The 20,914-nt window shown below is 73.5% G+C and carries 16 protein-coding genes; 3 read left to right on the top strand and 13 right to left on the bottom strand.

What is annotated here, in order from left to right:
- Positions 1-160: 160 nt before the first annotated feature.
- Positions 161-1,849, top strand: a complete 1,689-nt coding sequence (locus tag JO379_RS16775; RefSeq protein ID WP_209515563.1) for a protein kinase domain-containing protein — start codon at positions 161-163, stop codon at positions 1,847-1,849.
- Between the two features lie 93 nt (positions 1,850-1,942).
- Here JO379_RS16775 and JO379_RS16780 read toward each other — a convergent pair whose 3' ends face one another.
- The 11 genes from JO379_RS16780 to pdhA form a co-directional block, all read right to left on the bottom strand.
- The gene (locus JO379_RS16780; protein WP_130878653.1) at positions 1,943-2,500 is read right to left on the bottom strand and encodes a bacterial proteasome activator family protein; all 558 of its coding nucleotides are present in this window, start codon (positions 2,498-2,500) and stop codon (positions 1,943-1,945) included.
- Positions 2,501-2,603: 103 nt separating this feature from the next.
- Positions 2,604-5,654: an FtsX-like permease family protein gene (locus tag JO379_RS16785; RefSeq protein ID WP_242626121.1), complete on the bottom strand. Its 3,051-nt coding sequence runs from the start codon at positions 5,652-5,654 to the stop codon at positions 2,604-2,606.
- The gene (locus tag JO379_RS16790; RefSeq protein ID WP_130878652.1) at positions 5,651-6,412 is read right to left on the bottom strand and encodes an ABC transporter ATP-binding protein; all 762 of its coding nucleotides are present in this window, start codon (positions 6,410-6,412) and stop codon (positions 5,651-5,653) included. The genes JO379_RS16785 and JO379_RS16790 overlap by 4 nt, the downstream gene beginning before the upstream one ends.
- A gap of 177 nt (positions 6,413-6,589) precedes the next feature.
- Positions 6,590-7,267, bottom strand: coding sequence for a hypothetical protein (locus JO379_RS16795; protein WP_209515566.1), 678 nt, complete (start codon positions 7,265-7,267; stop codon positions 6,590-6,592).
- 283 nt (positions 7,268-7,550) lie between these two features.
- Positions 7,551-8,528, bottom strand: coding sequence for an NAD(P)H-quinone oxidoreductase (locus tag JO379_RS16800; RefSeq protein ID WP_130878650.1), 978 nt, complete (start codon positions 8,526-8,528; stop codon positions 7,551-7,553).
- A 134-nt stretch (positions 8,529-8,662) separates the two neighbouring features.
- A complete protein-coding gene (locus tag JO379_RS16805; protein ID WP_372449090.1) occupies positions 8,663-9,790 on the bottom strand; it encodes a potassium channel family protein in 1,128 nt (375 codons plus the stop codon).
- Positions 9,787-11,526, bottom strand: coding sequence for a molybdopterin molybdotransferase MoeA (locus JO379_RS16810; protein ID WP_307842030.1), 1,740 nt, complete (start codon positions 11,524-11,526; stop codon positions 9,787-9,789). Before JO379_RS16810 ends, JO379_RS16805 begins: the two co-directional genes overlap by 4 nt.
- Positions 11,523-12,443, bottom strand: a complete 921-nt coding sequence (locus JO379_RS16815; RefSeq protein ID WP_209518728.1) for an NTP transferase domain-containing protein — start codon at positions 12,441-12,443, stop codon at positions 11,523-11,525. The genes JO379_RS16810 and JO379_RS16815 overlap by 4 nt, the downstream gene beginning before the upstream one ends.
- A 99-nt stretch (positions 12,444-12,542) precedes the next feature.
- Complete coding sequence (locus JO379_RS16820) at positions 12,543-13,946, bottom strand: dihydrolipoamide acetyltransferase family protein (RefSeq protein ID WP_209515571.1); 1,404 nt, start codon at positions 13,944-13,946, stop codon at positions 12,543-12,545.
- Positions 13,946-14,989, bottom strand: coding sequence for an alpha-ketoacid dehydrogenase subunit beta (locus JO379_RS16825; protein ID WP_209515574.1), 1,044 nt, complete (start codon positions 14,987-14,989; stop codon positions 13,946-13,948). The genes JO379_RS16820 and JO379_RS16825 overlap by 1 nt, the downstream gene beginning before the upstream one ends.
- Positions 14,986-16,143: a pyruvate dehydrogenase (acetyl-transferring) E1 component subunit alpha gene (gene pdhA, locus JO379_RS16830; RefSeq protein ID WP_130878646.1), complete on the bottom strand. Its 1,158-nt coding sequence runs from the start codon at positions 16,141-16,143 to the stop codon at positions 14,986-14,988. The genes JO379_RS16825 and pdhA overlap by 4 nt, the downstream gene beginning before the upstream one ends.
- Before the next feature lie 181 nt (positions 16,144-16,324).
- Here pdhA and JO379_RS16835 point away from each other — a divergent pair, with 181 nt between their 5' ends.
- A complete protein-coding gene (locus JO379_RS16835) occupies positions 16,325-16,819 on the top strand; it encodes an Lrp/AsnC family transcriptional regulator (RefSeq protein WP_130878645.1) in 495 nt (164 codons plus the stop codon).
- Positions 16,820-16,875: 56 nt separating this feature from the next.
- Here the strand turns inward: JO379_RS16835 and JO379_RS16840 are convergent, their stop codons facing one another.
- Complete coding sequence (locus JO379_RS16840; RefSeq protein ID WP_130878644.1) at positions 16,876-17,469, bottom strand: TetR/AcrR family transcriptional regulator; 594 nt, start codon at positions 17,467-17,469, stop codon at positions 16,876-16,878.
- Positions 17,470-17,471: 2 nt separating this feature from the next.
- On the bottom strand, positions 17,472-18,992 hold the full coding sequence (locus tag JO379_RS16845) for a 3-hydroxyacyl-CoA dehydrogenase (protein ID WP_130878643.1): 1,521 nt from the start codon (positions 18,990-18,992) through the stop codon (positions 17,472-17,474).
- Between the two features lie 186 nt (positions 18,993-19,178).
- On the opposite strand from JO379_RS16845, the gene paaN reads away from it, so the two are divergent.
- A complete protein-coding gene (gene paaN, locus JO379_RS16850) occupies positions 19,179-20,882 on the top strand; it encodes a phenylacetic acid degradation protein PaaN (protein WP_130878642.1) in 1,704 nt (567 codons plus the stop codon).
- The last annotated feature ends 32 nt before the right edge of the window (positions 20,883-20,914 follow it).

Genomic DNA, 20,914 nt, shown 5'->3' on the forward strand with positions numbered 1-20,914 from the left:
TGACGGCTTGTCGCGTATCCGGTCACGGAACGGGCACGTGGCTTGACGTGCCCGCGCCCTCGGGCAGACTTGGCCGAGATATGTCGATCAGGTGGACCGGTACGCCGGATCAGTACGCCAGTCAGTACGCCAGGCCGTGTGCCGAGGGGGAAGCAACACCATGAGCCAGGACGGCGCACAAGGCCGCTACACAGGACGTTCCGTCGGCGGCGGCCGCTACCAGCTGCGTGATCTGCTCGGCGAAGGCGGCATGGCCTCCGTACACCTGGCCTACGACAGTGTCCTCGACCGCCAGGTCGCTATCAAGACCCTGCACACCGAGCTGGGCCGTGAGGCGTCCTTCCGCGAGCGCTTCCGCCGCGAGGCGCAGTCCGTCGCCAAACTCACACACACGAACATCGTCTCGGTATTCGATACGGGCGAGGACGACCTCGACGGTTCGACCATGCCGTACATCGTCATGGAGTACGTCGAGGGCCAGCCGCTGCGCTCCGTGCTCGACGCGGACGTCCGCCAGTACGGCGCGATGCCCACCGAGAAGGCGCTGAAGATCACCGCCGATGTGCTGGCGGCGCTTGAGGTCAGCCACGAGATGGGCCTCGTCCACCGCGACATCAAGCCCGGCAACGTGATGATGACCAAGCGCAACGTGGTCAAGGTCATGGACTTCGGCATCGCGCGCGCCATGCAGTCCGGGGTCACCTCGATGACCCAGACCGGCATGGTCGTCGGCACCCCGCAGTACCTCTCCCCCGAGCAGGCCCTCGGCCGCGGCGTCGACGCCCGCTCCGACCTGTACTCGACGGGCATCATGCTCTTCGAGCTGCTGACCGGCCGGCTGCCCTTCGACGCGGACTCCCCGCTGGCCATCGCCTACGCGCATGTCCAGGAGGAGCCGGTCGCGCCGTCGACGATCAACAGCTCGATCCCGCCGGCCGTCGACGCGCTCGTCGCCCGGGCGCTGAAGAAGAACCCGAACGAGCGCTTCCCCAGTGCCGAGTCCATGCGGGACGAGTGCGCGCGGGTGGCGGGCACGGCGCAGGCCGCGCCCTCGCCGATCATCATCTCGGGCGGCCCGCCGGCGCGCAGCGGTGCGGGCGTCGGCTCGGCCGTCTTCCCGCCCGTCGACCAGCAGGCCCCGGCGCCCGGCCCGCAGAGCGTGCAGACGCCCTACCAGCCGACCGCCCACAGCCCGTACAACAGCTACGGCCCGGGCACCCCGGCACCGGCCAACCAGGGCTACCAGACGCCCGCCCAGCCCTACCAGCAGCCCGGCCCGGCCGCGCACACCCCGCCCCCGTACACGATCACCCCGTCCCCGGCCCCGGCCGCGCACGGTGGCGGCGCGGGCGGCAGCGGCGGCAAGAGCAACAAGGGCGTGCTGATCGGCTCGGGCGTCGTCGCGGTCCTCGCGGTCGTCGGCGTGATCGCCGCCATCTCGCTGAACGGCGACGGGGGCAAGAAGGAAGAGGCCGGGAGGACCACGTCCTCGCAGTCGCCCGTGGCGGGCACGACGACGGGTGGCGGCACCGGTGGCGCCGCGCCGCAGAGCAGCCACAAGGACGGCGACAAGTCCAAGACCATCGCCCCCGAGAAGTGCAGCAAGGCCTACGACGTCTACAACGACAAGACGAAGAAGTCCGCGCCCGACTTCAAGTACATCTACATCGACTCGGTGAAGGAGTGCCTCCAGGCCGCCGGCTGGAAGTACCGGGTCGACGTCGCGCCCGAGAACACCTGGGGCAAGGGCACGGTGCTCAACCAGGTGCCGGCCGCGGGTGACCCGTTCGACCCGAAGTCGCCGAGCGCGCAGTTCGTGCTCACCGTCTCGACGGGCGACCCCGCGTAAGGTCCCGCACACGCGCGTGCCCGGTGCGTCCTGCGGGACGCACCGGGCACGAACTGCTCGGTGACTTCGGGGAGCCGCGGAATCCTGACGGATCTACAGATACGGGCCCGAGCGGGCACCGCCATGGTGGCCCTCGTCGTCGTCCTCACCCATCACGCCGGGCGGCAGAGCCCTGCGCATCTGCTCCAACTGGGCGCGCGCCGCCATCTGCTGGGCGAACAGCGCGGTCTGGATGCCGTGGAACAGACCCTCCAGCCAGCCGACCAACTGCGCCTGCGCGATGCGCAGTTCGGCCTCGGTCGGAATGGCGTCGTCGGTGAACGGGAGCGACAGGCGCTCCAGCTCCTCCACCAACTCCGGCGCCAGGCCGTCCTCCAGCTCCTTGACGGAGCTGTGGTGGATGTCCTTGAGCCGGACCCGGCTCGCCTCGTCCAGAGGAGCCGCCCGGACCTCCTCCAGCAGCTGCTTGATCATGCTGCCGATGCGCATGACCTTCGCCGGCTGTTCGACCATCTCCGTCACCGGGACCTCGCGCGACTCGTCGTCACCGACCCCGCCGCCGGGGTTGGCGTTGCCGAGAGCCATGCCGTCCGGGCCTACGACCAGGACCTGTGGGCTCTCCTGCGACCGTTCATTCCTCGGCATCTCCATGCCGCCATTCTCTCGCACCCGTGGTTTCCCCCGGTTGATGCCCCCGTACACGCCTGATCCACCTTCCTCGCACGCCCCGGGTCGTACTCCGGCGTGCGAGGGCCTATCCCGCGCGCCGGGGCAGTGCCGTGCGGGACCGCGTGGAACAGGCCGCGAGCAGGCCGGCGAGCACCGGGACACCCACCGCGAGCACCGTCAGCGTGGACCAGGGCAGCTCGATCGGGGTATGGGCGGGGACCAGCGGATCGCGGCGCATGGCGGCCAGCGCGTCGCGCCCGTCGACCAGCCGGAGCGCCACTGCGGGCACCACTCCGGCGACGGAGCCCAGCAGCACGCCGAGCCCCGCGACGCCCGCGCACTGGAAGCCGGCGAAGCCGCGCCGCACCCCCGGCGGCGCGCCCACCGCGCTGAGCGTGGTCAGATCGGCCTCCGCGTCCGCCTTGGCCAGACCGGTGGTGACGACGGCGGCCCCTATGGTCACCACGCCCGCGAAGACGGCGAGGACCATCAGGAAGAAGTCGTCCGCGTCGCTCTGGGGCCCGCGCTCGATGTAGAGGCTGGTCGCCGCGTCCCCCCGGTCGAGGACGGCGTTCGCCCGCTCCTCCTCGGCCTTGTCCGGGGTGTGGCGCACGGCGTAGAAGGACCCCGCCGGGGCGGTGTGCAGATTCAGCCGCTGCGCGAGGACGGCGGGCAGGATCAGCCGCACGCCGGGCGTGGCGGCATAGGCCTCGGGGGCGACGTAGGCGTCGAGGAAGACCTTGCGGGACGGGTCCGGGGGCGCGGGGCGGGTGGGGGCCACAGGGCCCCTGTGGCCGGTGGTACGGCCGGAGCCGCTGCCCCGGTCGCCCGGCCCGGTCGTGCCGGGAGCGCTGTGCGGGCCGGTGGTGCCGGGCGTGCCCGGGGTGCCGGCCGTCGTGAGCGGCTCACCGGTCGGGGTGATCTTCAGCTGGACGCGGCCGTCCTGCGCGTAGGCGCTGTTCAGGAGCACCGGTTTGCCCTCGGCCAGGGCCCTTTCGGCCGCCGGGTCGCGCAGCCCGACGTAGGTGCGCAGCAGCCGGGCGTCGCCGACCAGGACCTTCTCCCCGGCGTCGCCGATGGGGGAGAAACCGCCGGCGTCCACGCACTCGGGGCCGCGCCGCAGCCGCCGGTGTTCCTCCGCGCTGAGGCGCTCGGCGAGGTCCCGGCCGGTCGGTCCCTCCAGCGGGCAGCGGTGGGTGGCGGGGCGGACGAGCTCGATCTCGCCGCAGTCGTCCCCGGCGGCGCGGGTGTAGCAGTCGGCGCCCGCCCAGACCCGGTCGACGTCGGCACGCTCACCGGTGACCGGAAGGGCGTGCTCCATGGCCCGGCGGAGAGCGGGCAGCGCCTTCTCCGGGTGCCCGCCCTCGTTCGCGTACGAGTCGACCAGCAGCGCGACCGTGCCGGGCCGCAGCAGCGGCTCGTATCCGAAGCGGTCCTCGGCGACCAGGCTGACCGTGTACGTCGCCACCGCGACCGTCCCGGCCACCGCGGCGGTCACGGCGGCGACGGCGGGGGCGGTGCGGCCGCGGTTGCGGGCCGCGTCGCGCAGCGCGAACCGGGCGGCGAGCGGCAGCCGGCTTCCGAACCGGGCGCAGGCGCCGACCAGCACGGGGACACACGCCAGCATGCCGAGTTCGGCGACGACCGAGCCCGCGGCGACGACTGCCCAGCCGCTGCCCGTCGCCCCGCCGACCAGGGCGAGGCCGCCGCCCAGCAGGATCGCCGCGAGGCCGAGCGCCGGCAGCACCCGGGAGCCGTGCCGCACGCCGCGGCGGCCGGCCAGCGACTGGAGCACCGACTGGCGGCCCGCGACGAGCGCGGGGACGAGCGCGGCCAGCACGCCCGTGAGCACTCCGAGGCCGACGATGGTCAGCAGGTGCGACGGAACGGCGGTGACGGGCCCGAAGCGCTGCCCGTCCCACTCCTCGAACACCGGTCGGCACAGCACGCTGAGCCCGAGCCCGAGGAGCACCCCGAGGACGGCGCCGGCGGTGCCGAGCACCACGCCGCCCGCCAGCACCACGGCCCGTAGCTGCCCGCGGTCGGCGCCGCAGATGCCGATCAGCCCGAGCTGACGGCGGGCGCGGCGGGCCCCCACGGCGAAGGCCGGGCCCGCGAGCAGCACGATCTCCAGGACCGCCATTGCGGCGACGGTCGCCAGCGCCACGGTCGCCCGGCGGGAGCCCATGCCGGTGTCCGTGGCGGAGCCGGGTCCGATGCCGACGCCCGGCGTCCGGGCGGCCGGCACGGCGGCATCCGGCGGCGGGTCGCGCAGCACGGCGCGGGAGCGGACGAGCACGCCGCGCTCGTTGGCGGCCCGTACGTCCTGCCAGGTCACCCCGCCGTCCTTGGCGGCGACGTAGTACTCCTTGGGCATCGGGTGCGGTGGCGCGGCCCGTTTGTCGCGCTCGGCCTGGGCCCGCCACGGTTCGATCACGGCGTGCGGCCGGGCGATGAGGTACTCGCCGTTCAGATCGCCCGGCAGCTCCACGGCCGCGGTGATCCGGAACTCCCGGGCCAGGCCCTTGATCCGGGTGTGCGAGCCGACGTGCAGCCCGGAGGACTCCAGGAAGGCGGTGGTGGCGGCCAGTTCGTGGGGCTCGTCGGGCAGGAGGCCGCGGCGGACGTCGACCTTGCCGCGCAGCAAGGCGTCGGCGGCGGGCATCTCCCGGACGGTGACGCGCCGCAGCCCGTGGGTCGTGCGGACCAGCCCGTCGACGTCCTCCGAGGTGACCGTGCGGGTGCCCTTGGGCAGCAGGGTGGCGAGGACGGCGGCGACGTCGACGGGCCGGCCCGCGGCACCGTCGTTCTCCGTCTCGTCCGCGCTGCCGCGCGGGGTCCCCACGCGGCTCGCGTCGGGCATCTGCACGACCGGCCCCGGGCCGTACCCGGCGTCGCTGAACTGCGCGTCCGCCGCACCCAGTTCCCGGGTGACCTCCTGCGCCCGGGTCGGACCGGCGCTGTGGTACGTCACGTCCGCCACCGTCACGGCCAGCACCGGCAGCGCGATCATGACGACGACGAGCGCGCTGCGGGCCTTGGCGCGCAGCGCGTCACGACGGGCGATCCGCAGGGCCGCACGCCAGGCGGGGATGCCCGTGACGCGCGGCACGCGTATGCCGGAGACGCGCTTCACCGGGGTTCCCCGGCCGCGAGCTGCGCCTCGGCGCGCGCGGTCAGCGTCTGGTCGACCATCGTGCCGTCGCGCAGGAACACCACGCGGTCGGCCCAGGCCGCGTACCGCGGTTCGTGGGTGACCATCACGCCCGCCGCGCCCGCGTCGCAGCGCGCCCGCAGCAGCGCGAGGATCGCCTCGCCGGTCCGGGAGTCCAGGGCCCCGGTCGGCTCGTCGGCGAGCACGAGGCGGCGGTCGCCGACGAGGGCGCGGGCGATGGCCACGCGCTGCTGCTGGCCGCCGGACATCTCGTCGGGGAAGCGCTTGGCGACGCCGGTGAGGTCCAGCTCGGCCAGCGCGTCCATCGCCTCGGCGCGGGCCTTGCGGGTGGGCACGCCGTCCAGCTCACGGGGCAGGGCGATGTTCTCGGCGGCGGTGAGGGCGGGCACGAGGTTGTAGTCCTGGAACACATAGCCGATCGACCGGCGCCGCATGGCCGCCAGCGCGCGGCGGCTCAGCGTCGCGATGTCCCGGCCCTCCACGATCACCTGCCCGGACGTCGGCACGTCCAGCCCGCCCGCGAGCGTCAGCAGCGTCGACTTCCCGGACCCCGAGGGGCCCATGACCGCCACCAGCTCCCCCGGCTGCACGGCCATGTCGATGCCGCACAGGGCGTGCACCTCGGCGGGCCCGGTGCCATGGGTGCGGGTCAGATTCCTGAGCTCCAGCACGGGCCGCCCGGGCAGGGGCGTCCTGGCCTGCGGCGCTGAACCGGTCATGGTGCGGTGCTTCCCCTTGGGTGGGCCGGTCGGCGGGCCGTGGCTGGGCCCTATGTATACCTCCTGCACCCGTTCGGAGGACAGAACCGATGCACGGCCCATGCGCAGCCCCGGCGCGCCGTCCGTTAGGCGAGTACCGGGGATCAAACGTGGAACCGGCGCGGAACCGGGGCCGCGTCAGCCGCGGCGCAGCCGCAGACCGAGGAAGCCCAGGCCGAGGCCGGTGAGGGTCATGCCGGTACCGAGCGGCAGGACGCGCATGACCGGGTCGGACGACTCCTCGGCGTGCTCGGAGCCCGTGGCGTCCAGGGCGTCCCAGGGGCCCGCGCTCGGCTCGTACGTACGTGGGGCGGGCCCGGGGACGTACGGCTGTGCGGCTTCGAGGCGGGCCCGGGGCGGTGGGGTGTTGAAGGGCGGCTCGGGCGCCGCGGCGGGCTCGCGGGCCGGTTCCGGGCTCTCGGCGGGCGGCTGTGGGGCCGAGGGGGAGCCGGAGGGCTCGGCGGACGCGGCGGCGCTGTCGGCGGGGCTGTCGGGCGAGGACGTGGCCCGGCCGGGGTGCGTGCGGCCTTCCCCGGCCGTGCTCCCGGCGAGCCGCTCGGTGAGCAGGGAGGACGACGAGGAGGGGGAGGGGATCACGCGGAGCGGTGCGAGGGGGGCGGAGGCGGGGGGCGCGGACGGAGGTGCGCTGGGGACGGCCTTTTCCTCGGCGTGCGCGCCGGTGGCTATGAGCAGGAGGGCCGTGAAGGCCGTAAAGAACAGTCCGGCTGTGGCCACCGGCCATCCGGTCGGTGTTCCGGCCTGTGTGCCCGCCTGTGCCCCGGCCTGTGTGCCGACCGAGCTCGTCGTCTTCCGCACTCCGCCACCCACGGCGCCACCCTTCGCAGGAGCCACCCCCTCCCGACACACCAAGCCTCACACGCCCCCGGGCCACCTGCCCGCTGAACGGCCAGGTGGGTGACAGGGCGCCGAATGGTTGACCAGGAGTGACGGGAGGGTGGTGAGTGTCGACGGCCTACGGGTGGGGTGGGAGAGGCGGTACAGGTGGGGGCGAAACGGGTACGGCCGGTGCCCACCGGCACCGGCCGTACCCGTCACATCGCGCGATCTCTCATGCCGTGATCCCTCGCGTCGTGACCCCTCACGTCGTGAGGAGCACCTTCCCCACGTGCGAGCTCTCCTCCAGCACGCGGTGCGCGGCGGCGGCGTCCCGCATCGGCATCGTCCGGTCGACCACCGCCCGTACCCGCCCGCCGGCGATCAGCGGCCAGACGTGCTCCCGGACCGCCGCCACGATCGTGGCCTTCTCCGCCGGGGGCCGTGCGCGCAGCGAGGTCGCCGTCACGGCCGCCCGCTTCGTCAGCAGCTTGCCCAGGTCCAGCTCGCCCTTGCGGCCGCCCTGGAGACCGATGATCGCCAGCCGGCCGCTGACGGCGAGGGCGTCCACGTTCCGCTGGAGGTACTTCGCGCCGACGATGTCGAGGATGACGTCCGCGCCGACGCCGCCCGTGACCTTGTCCAGCTCCTCGACGAAGTCCTGCTCGCGGTAGTCGATGAGGATGTCCGCGCCCAGCTCACGACAGCGTTCGAGCTTCTCCGGCCCGCCCGCCGTGACCGCGACCCGCGCGCCCACGGCCTTCGCCAACTGCACGGCCATGGTGCCGATGCCGCTGCCGCCGCCGTGCACGAGGAAGGTCTCGCCGGGGCGCAGCTGGGCGACGAGGAAGACGTTCGACCAGACCGTGGCCGTCACCTCGGGCAGCGCGGCGGCGGTGACGAGGTCGACGCCGTCGGGCACGGGCAGCAGCTGGCCCACCGGCACGCAGACCTTCTCCGCGTAGCCGCCGCCGGACAGCAGCGCGCAGACCTCGTCGCCGACCGCCCAGCCGCTCACACCGGGCCCGAGCGCCGCGATCCGGCCGGAGCACTCCAGGCCCGGGTACGGGGAGGCACCGGGCGGCGGGTCGTAGAACCCCTGGCGCTGCATCAGGTCGGCGCGGTTGACACCGCCGGCCACGACCTCGACCAGGACCTCTCCCGCGTCGGGTACCGGGTCGGGGACCTCGGCCCAGACGAGGGCGTCGGGTCCGCCGGGTTCGGGAATGGTGATCGCATGCATGGTCGCGAGGCTACTCCCGGGGCCTGCGAGGCACACGCGACGCGTGGGCCTGTTTTCCTCGCCGGTTCGCTTCTCTCCGGCGGGCGTTGGAGAAACATGGGGGCAACGTGGGAGCGGGGGGGCCGGAGGGCCGGTTACGCGCCGGACCCGTTGGGCCGCGCCCGGACGATCGTGATCAGGCGGTCCGTCGTCTTCAGCGGGCTCGCCTCGGGGTCGTCGTAGCCGATCAGCCGGTGCCCGCGCAGGACGGAGACCACGAGGTCGTCCGTGTCCCGCACGCCGCGCCCCACCTCGGACTTGACCACCGGCCGCTCGACGAGGTCGAGGCCGCTGCCCTGCTGGATCAGGTCCTCCATGACCGTGCCCGCGCTGGGGCTGAGCACGGACAGCCCGAGCAGCCGGCCCGCCGCGCTCGCGCTCGTGATCACGGCGTCCGCGCCGGACTGCCGCAGCAGCGGGGCGTTCTCCTCCTCCCGTACGGCCGCGACGATCTTCGCGCCGCGGTTGAGCTGGCGCGCGGTGAGCGTGACGAGCACGGCGGTGTCGTCGCGCTGGGTGGCGATGATGATCTGACGGGCCTTCTGGACCTCGGCGCGCAACAGCACGTCGCTGCGGGTCGCGTCACCGACGACGCCCGCGTATCCGTGCGCGGTCGCCGACTCGACGACCTTGGGGTTCGGGTCGACGACCACGACCCGCGCGTTGGCCAGCCCGGTCGCGGTGAGGGTCTGCACGGCCGACCTGCCCTTCGTCCCGAAGCCGATGACGACGGTGTGCTCTCGCAAGGCGGACCTCCATCGGGTCAAGCGCCACTGGTCACGGGTCCGCTCGGTGAGGACCTCGAGGGTGGTGCCGACCAGAATGATCAGGAAGAGAACGCGCAGCGGCGTCACGAGCAGCACATTGCTCAGTCGGGCGCTGTCGCTGTACGGGACGATGTCGCCGTATCCGGTGGTGGACAGGGTGACGGTGGAGTAATAGACGGCGTCGAGGAAGTCGACCTTGCCGTCGGCGTTGTCGTGGTAGCCGGCGCTGTCCGAGTAGACGATGAGGACCGTCGCGACCATGACCAACAGCGCCATGAGCAGCCGCCGGGCCACCTGGCGGAGCGGGCCCGCCGTGTAGCGGGGCAACATGATCCGGTGCTCGGTGTCGTGCTGGCCCGCACGGTCCGCCGGGGAGACGCCGTGGTGAGCGGGCGGGGAGACGGCCGGGTCCGGGTGCGTGGAACGGTCGGTGGCGTCGTGGGCGGGCAGCTTCACGGCGTACCGCCGGTGCCTGTGGTGGTGTCGGCGCTGATGCCGATCCCGTCGGCCGTCCACGGCAGGTCGAGGATCTCGGCCTCGGCGCCCTGGTCCGCACCGCCGGGCGGGACGACGGCCAGCGCGTCGGCGGCGGCGATGCCGCGCAGCATGGCGGGGCCGTGGAAGCGGAGCGGACGCGCCCGGTCACCGTGCTGGTAGACCACCGGAATCAGGCGCGTGTCGACGGGGTGGCCCTGGACCGCCTCGGTCAGCCGTGCCCGGTAGGGAGGCGGGGCCGGGCGGGCGGAGAGCGTGCGGAGCAGCGGCTCGGCGAGGGTGAGCAGCCCGGAGACGGCGGCGAGGGGATTGCCGGGAAGCCCGACCAGATACCGGCCGGGCGCGAGGCGGGCGAGCAGCATCGGGTGGCCCGGTCGCACCTGGACACCGTCGACGAGCTGTTCGGCGCCGAGGCGGCGGAGGGTGGGGTGGACGTGGTCGACGGGCCCCGCGGCCGTGCCGCCCGTGGTGACGACGACGTCGGCGGTCGACGCGGAGACGGCGGTGTGCAGCGCCTCCGGGTCGTCACCCACGTGCCGGGTCGCCACGACTTCCGCGCCGAGCGCGCGCAGCCAGGGGCCGAGCAGGGGGCCGAGCGCGTCCCGGATCCGGCCGTCGTGGGGCAGACCCGCGCGCAGCAGCTCGTCGCCGAGGACGAGGACCTCCACCCGGGGGCGGGAAGTGACGGTCAGTTCGTCGTAGCCCGCGGCGGCGGCGAGACCGAGCACGACGGGGGTGACGAGGGCGCCGGCGGGCAGCAGCGCGTCGCCCCGGCGGCACTCCTGGCCCCGGGGCCGGATGTCCTGGCCCTGGGTGATGTGCCGACTGGCGTAGAGCTCGCGGCCCTCGCCGCGCACCTTGCCGTGCTCGCTGCGCAGGACGGCGGTGGCGCCGGGGGGCACACGGGCGCCGGTGGCGATCCGGACGGCGTCGCCGTCGCTGAGGGGCGCGGCCTCGGCGTGACCGGCGAGGATGCCGGTGCCGGTGCTGGTTCCCGTGCCTTCGGGGGTGGCGTTCTCCGAGGGGAGCCGCCAGGGCCCGGGGCCCGCGACAGCCCAGCCGTCCATGGCGGAGGTGTCGAAGGACGGCAGGTCGGTGAGCGCGGCGAGGGGCTCGGCGAGGGTCTGGCCCAGCGCCTCGCCGAGGGGGCGCACGACCGACGGGAGAGGCTGGGCGGCGCGGGCGGCGGCGGTACGGGCGGCGTGCCAGGGCGTGGCGTGCGCGCGGGCCTCGGGGGCTTCGTTCGGCACGTCGGCGGGCTGGTCGGGCTCGGTGGTCCGGTTCGGCTCGGGGGGCCGGTTCGGCTCGGGGGACGGATCGGGCCGGCGGGAGCGGTCGTCGGCGGCGGGCCGGTCACCGGACGCCGCTTCGCTGAAGGGGTCGCTGTTGAACAACTCGTCGTTGAACGAGGAGCCCTTGGAGGGACCGTCGGAAGGGGTGGCGGAGGCGCTGCGGCTGGAGGCGCCGTCGGCGGCGCTGTCGGCGGCGTGGGCGTCCTGGGGCGCGGGTCCTCCCCAGTCCTCGGCGGCCCAGTCGGCCACGTTCCAGCGCACCGTTTCCGCGAGGTCCGAGGCACGTTGTGGCCGGCGGACGTGGCTCTCGCGCCGGTCGCCCGATGTCCTCCGGTCGTCGGCGAACAGCGCGAGCGCCTCTTCGGCCGCACGGTCCAGAGCAGCGTCCGCGTCCCGGTCCGTCACGCCGATCCCCCCGCCTTGTCCGCCTGCCCGGCGGCATCGTCTCCTGGGGAACTTGGGGCACCTGGGCTCGCCTGGTTCCCCTGGTCCGTCTGAGCCTCCTCGGTCCATCTCGCGGCGAGGGCGACGGCCTTGCGGGTCGCGTCGGCGACGGCTTCGGTCCCACCGCCCCGCTGGGCCGCGGCATAGCCGACGAGGAACGTCGTCAAGGGCGCGGCGGGGCGGGCCACACCGTGCGCGGCGTCGCGCGCGAGATCGAGGAGGGCGGTCACGTCGACATCCAGTTCGATGCCCAGCTCGGCCTTGGCCGCGGAGATCCATTCATCCAGCACGCTCCCATCGTCCCTGATGCGCGCGCGGGCGGCGGCAACGTCCTCCCAGGTGTCGCAATCGAAAGACGCGGTGGGGTGCGGAAGCCGGCCGAGCGACAGCTCGGCCGTGAGCAGTCGCAGCGGCAGTCCGACGAGGCTGCCGTACTCGGTGGCGAGGAGCGCCAGCTCACGGCGGAGCGGCTCGGTCCGGTAGGCGGCGACGAGCGGCTGTTCGCGTCCGTCGGCGTCGCAGAGCAGCGCCCCTTCGACCTCACCCGTGGCGGCCGCCGCGAGCAGGGCCCGTACGGTGTCGGCCCGCAGGAAGGGGAGGTCGGCGGAGACGACGAGCGTGGTGGGCGCACCGGTGTGCTTCAGCCCGGCGGCGAGCGCGGCGAGCGGACCGCCGCCGGTCGGCTCCTCACGCGCCCACCGGACGCTGCGCGCGGTCGGCCGGCGCGGCCCCACCACGACGGTCTCCCCGGCGTCCGCGCACGCGCCGAGCACCCGGTCCAGCAGCGTGCGCCCGCCCACGCGCACAGCGGGCTTGTCCGCCCCGCCGAGCCGGCGCGCCGCTCCTCCGGCGAGCACCACCGCGTCGTAACCAGTCATCCGCATCCGACGAGTATGGCGCTCCCCGAAGCACCGAGCCGATCCCGCTACCGGCCCGGCCCCGGCCTTTTCGTGGCCCCGTCCCGGTGGGGCGTCCCGTCAGAGGGACCGCAGCAGCACCGCCGGCCGTTCGACGCAGTCGGCCACGTACCGCAGGAAGCCGCCCGCCGTACCGCCGTCACAGACCCGGTGGTCGAAGGTGAAGGACAGCTGCACCACCTGCCGCACCGCCAACTCCCCCTCATGCACCCAGGGCTTCGGCACGATGCGGCCGACACCGAGCATCGCCGCCTCGGGGTGGTTGAGGATCGGCGTCGAGCCGTCGACCCCGAACACCCCGTAGTTGTTCAGGGTGAAGGTGCCGCCGGTCAGCTCCGCCGGGGCGAGCGTCCCCGTCCGTGCGGCCTCCGTGAGCCGTGCGATCTCCAGGGACAGCCCGACCGCGTCCCGCGTGTGTGCGTCGCGGACCACGGGGACGACCAGGCCGCGCTCGGTCTGGGCGGCGAACCCCAGGTGGACCCCCGGCAGCCGTACGATCTCCCGCGCCTCGGTGTCCACGGTCGCGTTGAGCTCCGGGTACTTGGCCAGCGCGGCCGTGCAGATGCGTGCCAGCAGGGCCAGCAGCGACACCTTCTCGCCGCCGCCGGCGTTCATCGCGCGGCGGGCGGCCATCAGCTCCGTCGCGTCCGCGTCCACCCAGCAGGTGGCGTCCGGGATCTCCCGTCGGCTCCTGCTCAGCTTCTCGGCGACCGCACCCCGCACTCCGCGCAACGGGACGCGCTCAGCCCCGGTCTCCGCCACGGCTGTTCGCATCGCGTGGGCGCGCGGGGCGGCTTGCGGTGCCGGCCGCGCCTCGCTCTGCGCGCGCTGCTCCAGGGCGCGCGCCGCGCCCTCGACGTCCGCCCGGAGGATCAGCCCGTCGGGGCCGGTGCCCCGCACCTGCCGCAGGTCCACGCCGTGTTCACGGGCGAGCCGCCGTACGAGCGGCGATATCACCGCCACGGCGGTGGTCGCCGGGGCGTCCGGCTGCGGGACCGGTGGCGTGACCGTCGACGGGGACGGCTGCGCCGGGGTCCGGCCGGCCGGGCCCGGGTTCGTACGGGAGCCGCCCGTCTCCGGGCGGACCCGGCGCCGCCGGGCCGCGGGGGCCTGTGTGCCGTACCCGACCAGCACGTTCCCCGACCCCTCGGCCTCGGCGGATTCCGTGGCGGTGGAAGGGCCGACGGGGGAAGCCGGGTCAACGTCCGCGTGGGCCGGGTCGCCGACCGCGACGGTCAGCAGGGGCGCTCCCACCGGCAGTTCCGTGCCCTCGTCCCCGAAGCGGGCCGTCACCACGCCGCCGTAGGGGCAGGGGACCTCCACCATCGCCTTCGCCGTCTCGACCTCGACGACCGGCTGGTCGACGGCGACCACGTCACCCACCTTCACGAGCCAGCGGACGACCTCCGCTTCGGTGAGGCCCTCCCCCAGGTCGGGCAGCGTGAACTCACGCACCACGGCCATCAGCGCGTACCCCCCTCGGACCCCGCGGTCCACTCCGACTCCCACTGCAACCGCGCGACCGCGTCCAGCACCCGGTCCACCCCGGGGAGGTGGTGCCGTTCGAGCATCGGGGGCGGATACGGGATGTCGAACCCGGCGACCCGCAGCACCGGCGCCTCCAGGTGGTGGAAGCACCGCTCGGTGATCCGGGCCGCGATCTCCCCGCCCGGGCCGCCGAAACCGGTCGACTCGTGGACCACCACGGCCCGCCCGGTGCGGCGCACGGACGCGCAGACCGTCTCCTCGTCGAAGGGGACCAGCGACCGCAGGTCGACGACCTCCAGATCCCACCCCTCGGCGGTGGCCGCCCGCGCGGCCTCCAGACAGACCGGCAGGGACGGCCCGTAGGTGATGAGCGTCGCCGACGTGCCCGCCCGTCGGACGACCGCACGGCCGATGCCCGGCACCTGCTCGGGCCGGTCCGGCGACCAGTCGGACTTCGACCAGTAGAGCCGCTTGGGCTCCAGGAAGATCACCGGGTCGTCGGAGGCGATCGCGGCCCGCAGCAGCCCGTAGGCATCGGCGACGGTCGCCGGCGCCACCACATGGAGCCCCGGCGTCGCCATGTAGTACGCCTCGGAGGAGTCGCTGTGGTGCTCGACGCCACCGATCCCGCCGCCGTAGGGCACCCGCACGGTGATCGGCATCGGCATCGCGCCGCGCGTCCGGTTCCGCATGCGGGAGACGTGGCTGATGAGCTGCTCGAACGCCGGATAGGCGAAGGCGTCGAACTGCATCTCGACCACCGGCCGCAGCCCGTACATCGCCATGCCCACGGCCGCGCCGAGAATGCCCGCCTCGGCCAGTGGTGTGTCCGTGCAGCGGTCCTCGCCGAACTCCTTCGTCAGGCCGTCGGTGACCCGGAAGACGCCGCCCAGCGCGCCGACGTCCTCGCCGAGGACATGGACGGACGGATCGTCGGCCATGGCGTCGCGCAGCGCCCGGCCCAGCGCCTGCGCCATCGATACGGGTTTACGGGCGGTGTCGACGGCCGCGGCGGTCATCGCTGCGTTCCTTCCTGGTGGCCGGGGGAGAGCTCCTCGGCGGCGGCCAGCTCGGCCCGCAGCCGGTCGGCCTGCTCGCGCAGTTGGACGGTCTGCTCGGCGTAAACATGGGTGAAGAGATCCATCGGGTCGAGCAAGGGGTCCTGGTTCATCCGCTCACGCAGATCGGCGGCCATCCGCTCGGCGGCCTGCCGCTCGGCCTCCATGCCGGCCTCGTCCAGCAGCTTCCGGCTGGTCAACTCCTGCTCCAGCAGCAGGATCGGGTCGTGGCCGCGCCACATCTCGACCTCGGCGTCGGGGCGGTAGCGCGTGGCATCGTCCGCGTTGGTGTGGGCGTCGATGCGGTAGGTGACGGCTTCCACGAGGGTGGGGCCGCCACCGCTGCGGGCACGTCGCATCGCCTCGGACAGGACCTGGTGGACGGCTGCCGCGTCATTGCCGTCGACCAGCCGGCCGGGCATGCCGTAGCCGACGGCCTTGTGGGCGAGGGAGGGGGCGGCGGTCTGCTTCGCCAGGGGCACGGAGATCGCGAAGCCGTTGTTCTGCACGAGGAAGACGACCGGCGCCTGCCAGACCGCGGCGAAGTTGAGCGCCTCGTGGAAATCGCCCTCGCTGGTGCCACCGTCGCCGACCATGGCGAGCGCGACGACGTCGTCCCCCTTCAGGCGCGCGGCGTGCGCGAGGCCGACCGCGTGCGGGAGTTGGGTGGCCAGCGGGGTGCACAGGGGGGCCACCCGGTGCTCGTGCGGGTCGTAGCCGGTGTGCCAGTCACCGCGCAGCAGGGTGAGCGCCTGGACGGGGTCCAGGCCGCGGGCGACGGCGGCGAGCGTGTCGCGATAGCTGGGGAAGAGCCAGTCCTGCTCCTGCAGGACGAGCGCGGCGGCGACCTCGCAGGCCTCCTGACCGGTGGAGGAGGGATACACGGCCAGCCTGCCCTGGCGCGTCAGCGCGGTGGCCTGGGTGTTGTAACGGCGGCCGCGCACGAGCTGCCCGTACAGGCGGCGCAGCAGCTCCGGGTCCAGATCCGCGGCGGCGTCGGTGCCCAGCAGACGGAACGGCTCCGCGTCGGGCAGCAGCGGCGTGGGGTCGGTGCGAGGCTGCCAGGCAGGGGGCGGGGTGGGCCGGTACGAACCGGGCTGCTCCAGGACCGTCATGACGAGCACCTCCTCAAGGACGAGCTTGACCGGAACGCGTTACCGAAGGAAACCCGCGCTCTCCCTACCGATTGTTCGGTCGTCGGCGCATTTTGGCTACAGGCGGCCCGAGCCTGTGGACAAACGGTTCTCCACAGCCTGAGATATGGACAGGGCGTCCATGAAGGGGAGGCGGGACGGTATGCCGGAGGAACAGATGGCCACGTCGGGAGCGAGGGCCCCCGCGCGCCCGCTCGACGACATCGACCGTTCCATCCTGTACATGCTCCAGTCCGACGGCCGCGCCTCGATCCGGTCCGTGGCCGAGCGGGTGCACGTCTCGCGCGCCAACGCTTACGCGCGTATCAACCGCCTGATCGACGACGGCGTCATACGCGGCTTCAGCGCGCTGATCGACCAGGAGCGGGCCGGGCAGGGGGCGTCGGCGTACATCACGCTGAAGATCGTCCAGAATTCCTGGCGCAGCGTGCGGGAAAAGCTGTACGCGCTGCCCGGGGCCGCGCACATCGCCCTGGTCAGCGGGGATTTCGATGTGCTGCTGCTCGTGCACACCAAGGACAACCGCGCCTTGCGCGAGCTGGTGCTCACCCGCATCCAGGCCATGGACGAGGTGTTGAGCACCCGCACGCTGCTGGTCTTCGAGGAGACCGATCTCCAGGAGGGCGGGGGCGGCTAGGGCGTGCCGGGCCGTGGCGGTGGCGGTCCGGCGGCCGGACCACCACCGTCAGGACCTCAGCGGTACGTACGCAGCCCCGCGAAGGCCGTGGCGATCACGGCGTCGGCGACCTCGTCGCTCGTCGCGGCGCCACCGCGCTCGGGGCGGTACCACTCCACTACGGAATTGATCATTCCGAAGAGCAGCCGGGTCGCCAGCCGCACCTCCACGTCGGCCCGGAGATCACCGTCGGCCGCGGCCCGCCTGAGCAGCTCGGCGACCTCGTGATCGAACTCGCGGCGGCGCTCCATGGCCCAGCGCTCGGTGTCCGTATTGCCCCGGACGCGCAGCAGCAGCGTCACATAGGGCAGCTCGCTCATCAGCACTTCCACGGTGCGCCGGGTGACGTACTCCAGCCGGTCGATCGCCCGGCCCTGCTCGGCGCCCGGCTCCCGGAGGACGGCGAAGAGCTCGTCGAGCGCGCGGCTTATCGCGAGCCGCAGCAGCTCTTCCTTGCCCTTGACGTGGTGGTAGATCGAGGACTTGGAAATGCCGGCCGCCTTGGAGAGATGCTCCATGGACGTGCCGTCGTAGCCCCGCTCGATGAACACCTGGACGGCGACCGCGAGCAGCGATTCGGGCGTGTAGGTGTCGCGCTTGGCCATGGTCATGATTAGAGCAGGCTCTCTTCGACGGCCGCACGGCGGCGCAGGGGCTGACAGGCGGCGTAGCGGCCGCCCGGATATTCCTCGTGCAGGTGGTGCAGCAGCCGGTCCGTCCAGGCCGCGCCGAGCACGCGGCCCCACTCCAGCGGGCCGCGGGGGTAGTTCACGCCCTGCCGCATGGCGGTGTCGATGTCCTCGGGGCTCGCCACGCCGCGGCCGACCGCGTCGTGGGCGAGGTCGACGAGCATCGCGACCGTACGGGCGACGATCAGGCCCGGCGCGTCGCCGATGACGCTGACCTTCTTGCCGAGGGCCTGGAACAGGCCGATCGCGGCCCGGACGTCCTCGGGGGAGGCGAGCTCGGAGGGCGCGAGGGCGACCCGGGTGCAGGTGCGGTAGTCGAGGGCCAGGTCGAAACGGACAGCGGCCCCGTGCGCATCCGTCGTGGCGGCGCTGCCGTCGGTCAGGGAGAGCCGCGCCCCGTCGGGCAGGGCGATGAACCCCGGGCCCCCGTCCGGGACGGGGGCCGTGGTGACCTTGACGCCCGATTCCTCGATCAGCTCGTGCAGTACGGCGGAAGGCCCGTACAAGCCGCCGTGCAGGACGATCTCCGCAGGAGGGTCGCACGGCTCCGCCGTACGCGGCTCGGGCTTCCGCGCGCCCTCCCCGTACGCGAACCACCCGCGCCCCGACTTCCGGCCGAGACTCCCCGCCTCCACGAGGCGTCGCTGCGCGAGCGACGGCGTGAATTTCGGATCGTGGAAGAAGGCCTCATGGACCGAACGGGTGACGGCTTCGTTCACATCCTGGCCGATGAGGTCGGTCAGCTCGAAGGGCCCCATGGCGAAGCCGCCGCTCTCGCGCAGGACGGCGTCGATCGTCGCGGGGTCGGCGAAGCCCTCCTCGTGGACGCGGAAGGCCTCGGCGTAGAAGGGGCGGGCGAGGCGGTTGACGATGAACCCCGGGGTGTCGGCGCAGCGCACCGGTCGTTTCCCCCAGGCGGCCACCGTGGCGTAGGCGCGGTCCGCCGCCGCCTCGTCCGTGGCGGAGCCGCGGACCACCTCCACCAGCGGCAGCAGCGGGGCGGGGTTGAAGAAGTGCAGGCCGACGAAGCGGCCGGGCAGGCGCAGGGCACCGGCGATCGCGGTCACCGACAGGGACGAGGTGTTGGTGGCGAGCAGGCAGTCGTCGGGAATGACCGATTCGAGGTCCGTGAACAGCTTCTGCTTGGCCGCCAGTTGCTCCACAATCGCCTCGATGACGAGCGAGGAGTCGGCGAGTTCGGCCACCCGCGTCGCCGGGCCGATCCGGGCGCGGGCCGCGTCGCGGTCGGCCGCCGCGATCTTGCCCTTCTCCACCAGGCGGTCGAGACGTGCGGTGATGCTCCGGGCGGCCTCGGCGGCGCGGCCGGGTACGGCGTCGTACAGCCGCACCGGGTGGCCGGCGACCAGGGCGACCTGGGCGATTCCCTGGCCCATGGTGCCGGTGCCGACGACGGCGACGGCGCGGTCCGGCTCGATTGCGGTCATGTCGGTGATCCTCCCCGATGAGTTGTCCACAGCTTCGCCGGGCCCCCTTGTCCCGACCGATCGTTCGGTTACTGTATCTACCGGGGGATGTTCCCGGGCCCCCGAAGTCTTCGCCCGACCTTGTTTCCGAAGTTGCCCGAAGCCTGTCGCCTCTCCGAGCCCAGCTCGACAAGGAGTTGGTCAGCCGTGACCGCCGGATCCACCACCGCCCAGTTGATCGAGAAGCACCGCCCCACTCTCGACCAGGCTCTGGAAGCCATCCGCACGCGTGCCTATTGGTCGCCCTACCCCGAGCACCCGAAGGCGTACGGGGCGGAGGGTGCCGTGCCCGGCAGCCTGAGCGCGGCCGAGGGCCAGGCGGCCTTCGAGGCCCTGCGCGGCAAGCGCTTCGAGCTCGACCAGCCGGGGGCACAGGGGTGGACGGGGGCCGAAATCTCCCCGTACGGGCCGGAGCTGGGCGTCGAGTATCCGCACCCCGACGTCGAGCGGCTGCTGCCGGCCATGCGCGCGGCGATGCCGGAGTGGCGCGAGGCGGGGCCCGAGGTCCGGGCCGTGGTCTGTGCGGAGATCCTGGCCCGGATCAACGCCCGTACGCACGAATTCGCGCACGCGGTCATGCACACCAGCGGCCAGGCGTTCATGATGGCGTTCCAGGCCGGTGGGCCGCACGCGCAGGACCGCGGCCTGGAGGCCGTCGCGTACGCCTACGCCGAGCAGGTCCGTACGCCGGGCGCGGCCGAGTGGTCCAAGCCGCAGGGCAAGCGGGATCCCCTGGCGCTGAGCAAGCAGTTCACCGCCGTACCGCGCGGCATCTCACTGCTCATCGGCTGCAACACCTTCCCCACCTGGAACGGCTACCCCGGGCTGTTCGCCTCCCTCGCCACCGGTAACGCGGTCCTGGTCAAGCCGCACCCACGCGCGGTGCTGCCCCTGGCCCTCACCGTGCGGATCGCCCGCGAGGTGCTGAACGATGCCGGGTTCTCCCCCGACCTGGTCACGCTGGCCGCCGAGCGGGACGGCGAGGGGATCGCCAAGGCACTGGCCACCCGCCCGGAGATCCGCATCATCGACTACACCGGCTCGACCGCCTTCGGCGACTGGCTGGAGGCCAACGCCCGCCAGGCGCAGGTCTTCACGGAGAAGGCCGGGGTCAACACCGTCGTCATCGACTCCACCGACGACTACAAGGGCCTGCTGAGCAATCTCGCCTTCTCGCTGTCCCTCTACAGCGGCCAGATGTGCACCACCCCGCAGAACTTCCTCATCCCGCGCGAGGGCATCACCACCGACGCCGGGCCCAAGTCCTACGACGAGGTGGTCACCGATCTGGCGGGCGCCGTCGAGGGCCTGCTCGGTGATGACGCCCGGGCGAACGCGCTGCTGGGCGCCATCGTGAACGACCAGGTCAAGGAGCGCATCGCCGCGGCCGCGCAGCTCGGCGAGGTCGCCCTCGCCTCCCGCCAGGTGACCAATCCCGACTTCCCCGAGGCCACGGTCCGGACGCCGGTGATCGTGAAGCTGGACGGCGCCAAGCCCGACGCCGAGGCGGCCTATCTGTCGGAGTGCTTCGGCCCGGTGGCGTTCGCCGTGGCCGTCGACTCGGCCCGGGACGCGGTGGAGCTGCTGCGGCGGACCATCCGGGAGAAGGGCGCGATGACGGTCGGCGCGTACACCACCTCGCCGGAGGTCGAGCGCCTGGTCGAGGAGGCCTGCCTGGAGGAGTGCGCCCAGCTCTCCCTGAACCTCACCGGTGGGGTGTACGTCAACCAGACGGCTGCCTTCTCGGACTTCCACGGCTCGGGCGGCAACCCCGCGGCCAACGCGGTGCTGTGCGACAGCGCGTTCGTCGCGACGCGTTTCCGCACCGTCGAGGTGCGCCGCCCGTCGTAGCCGCCTGGCGTAGCCGCCCCTCGTTGTCGGCG

This window comes from Streptomyces syringium, assembly GCF_017876625.1.
In the GTDB taxonomy this organism is placed as follows: Bacteria; Actinomycetota; Actinomycetes; order Streptomycetales; family Streptomycetaceae; genus Streptomyces; species Streptomyces syringius.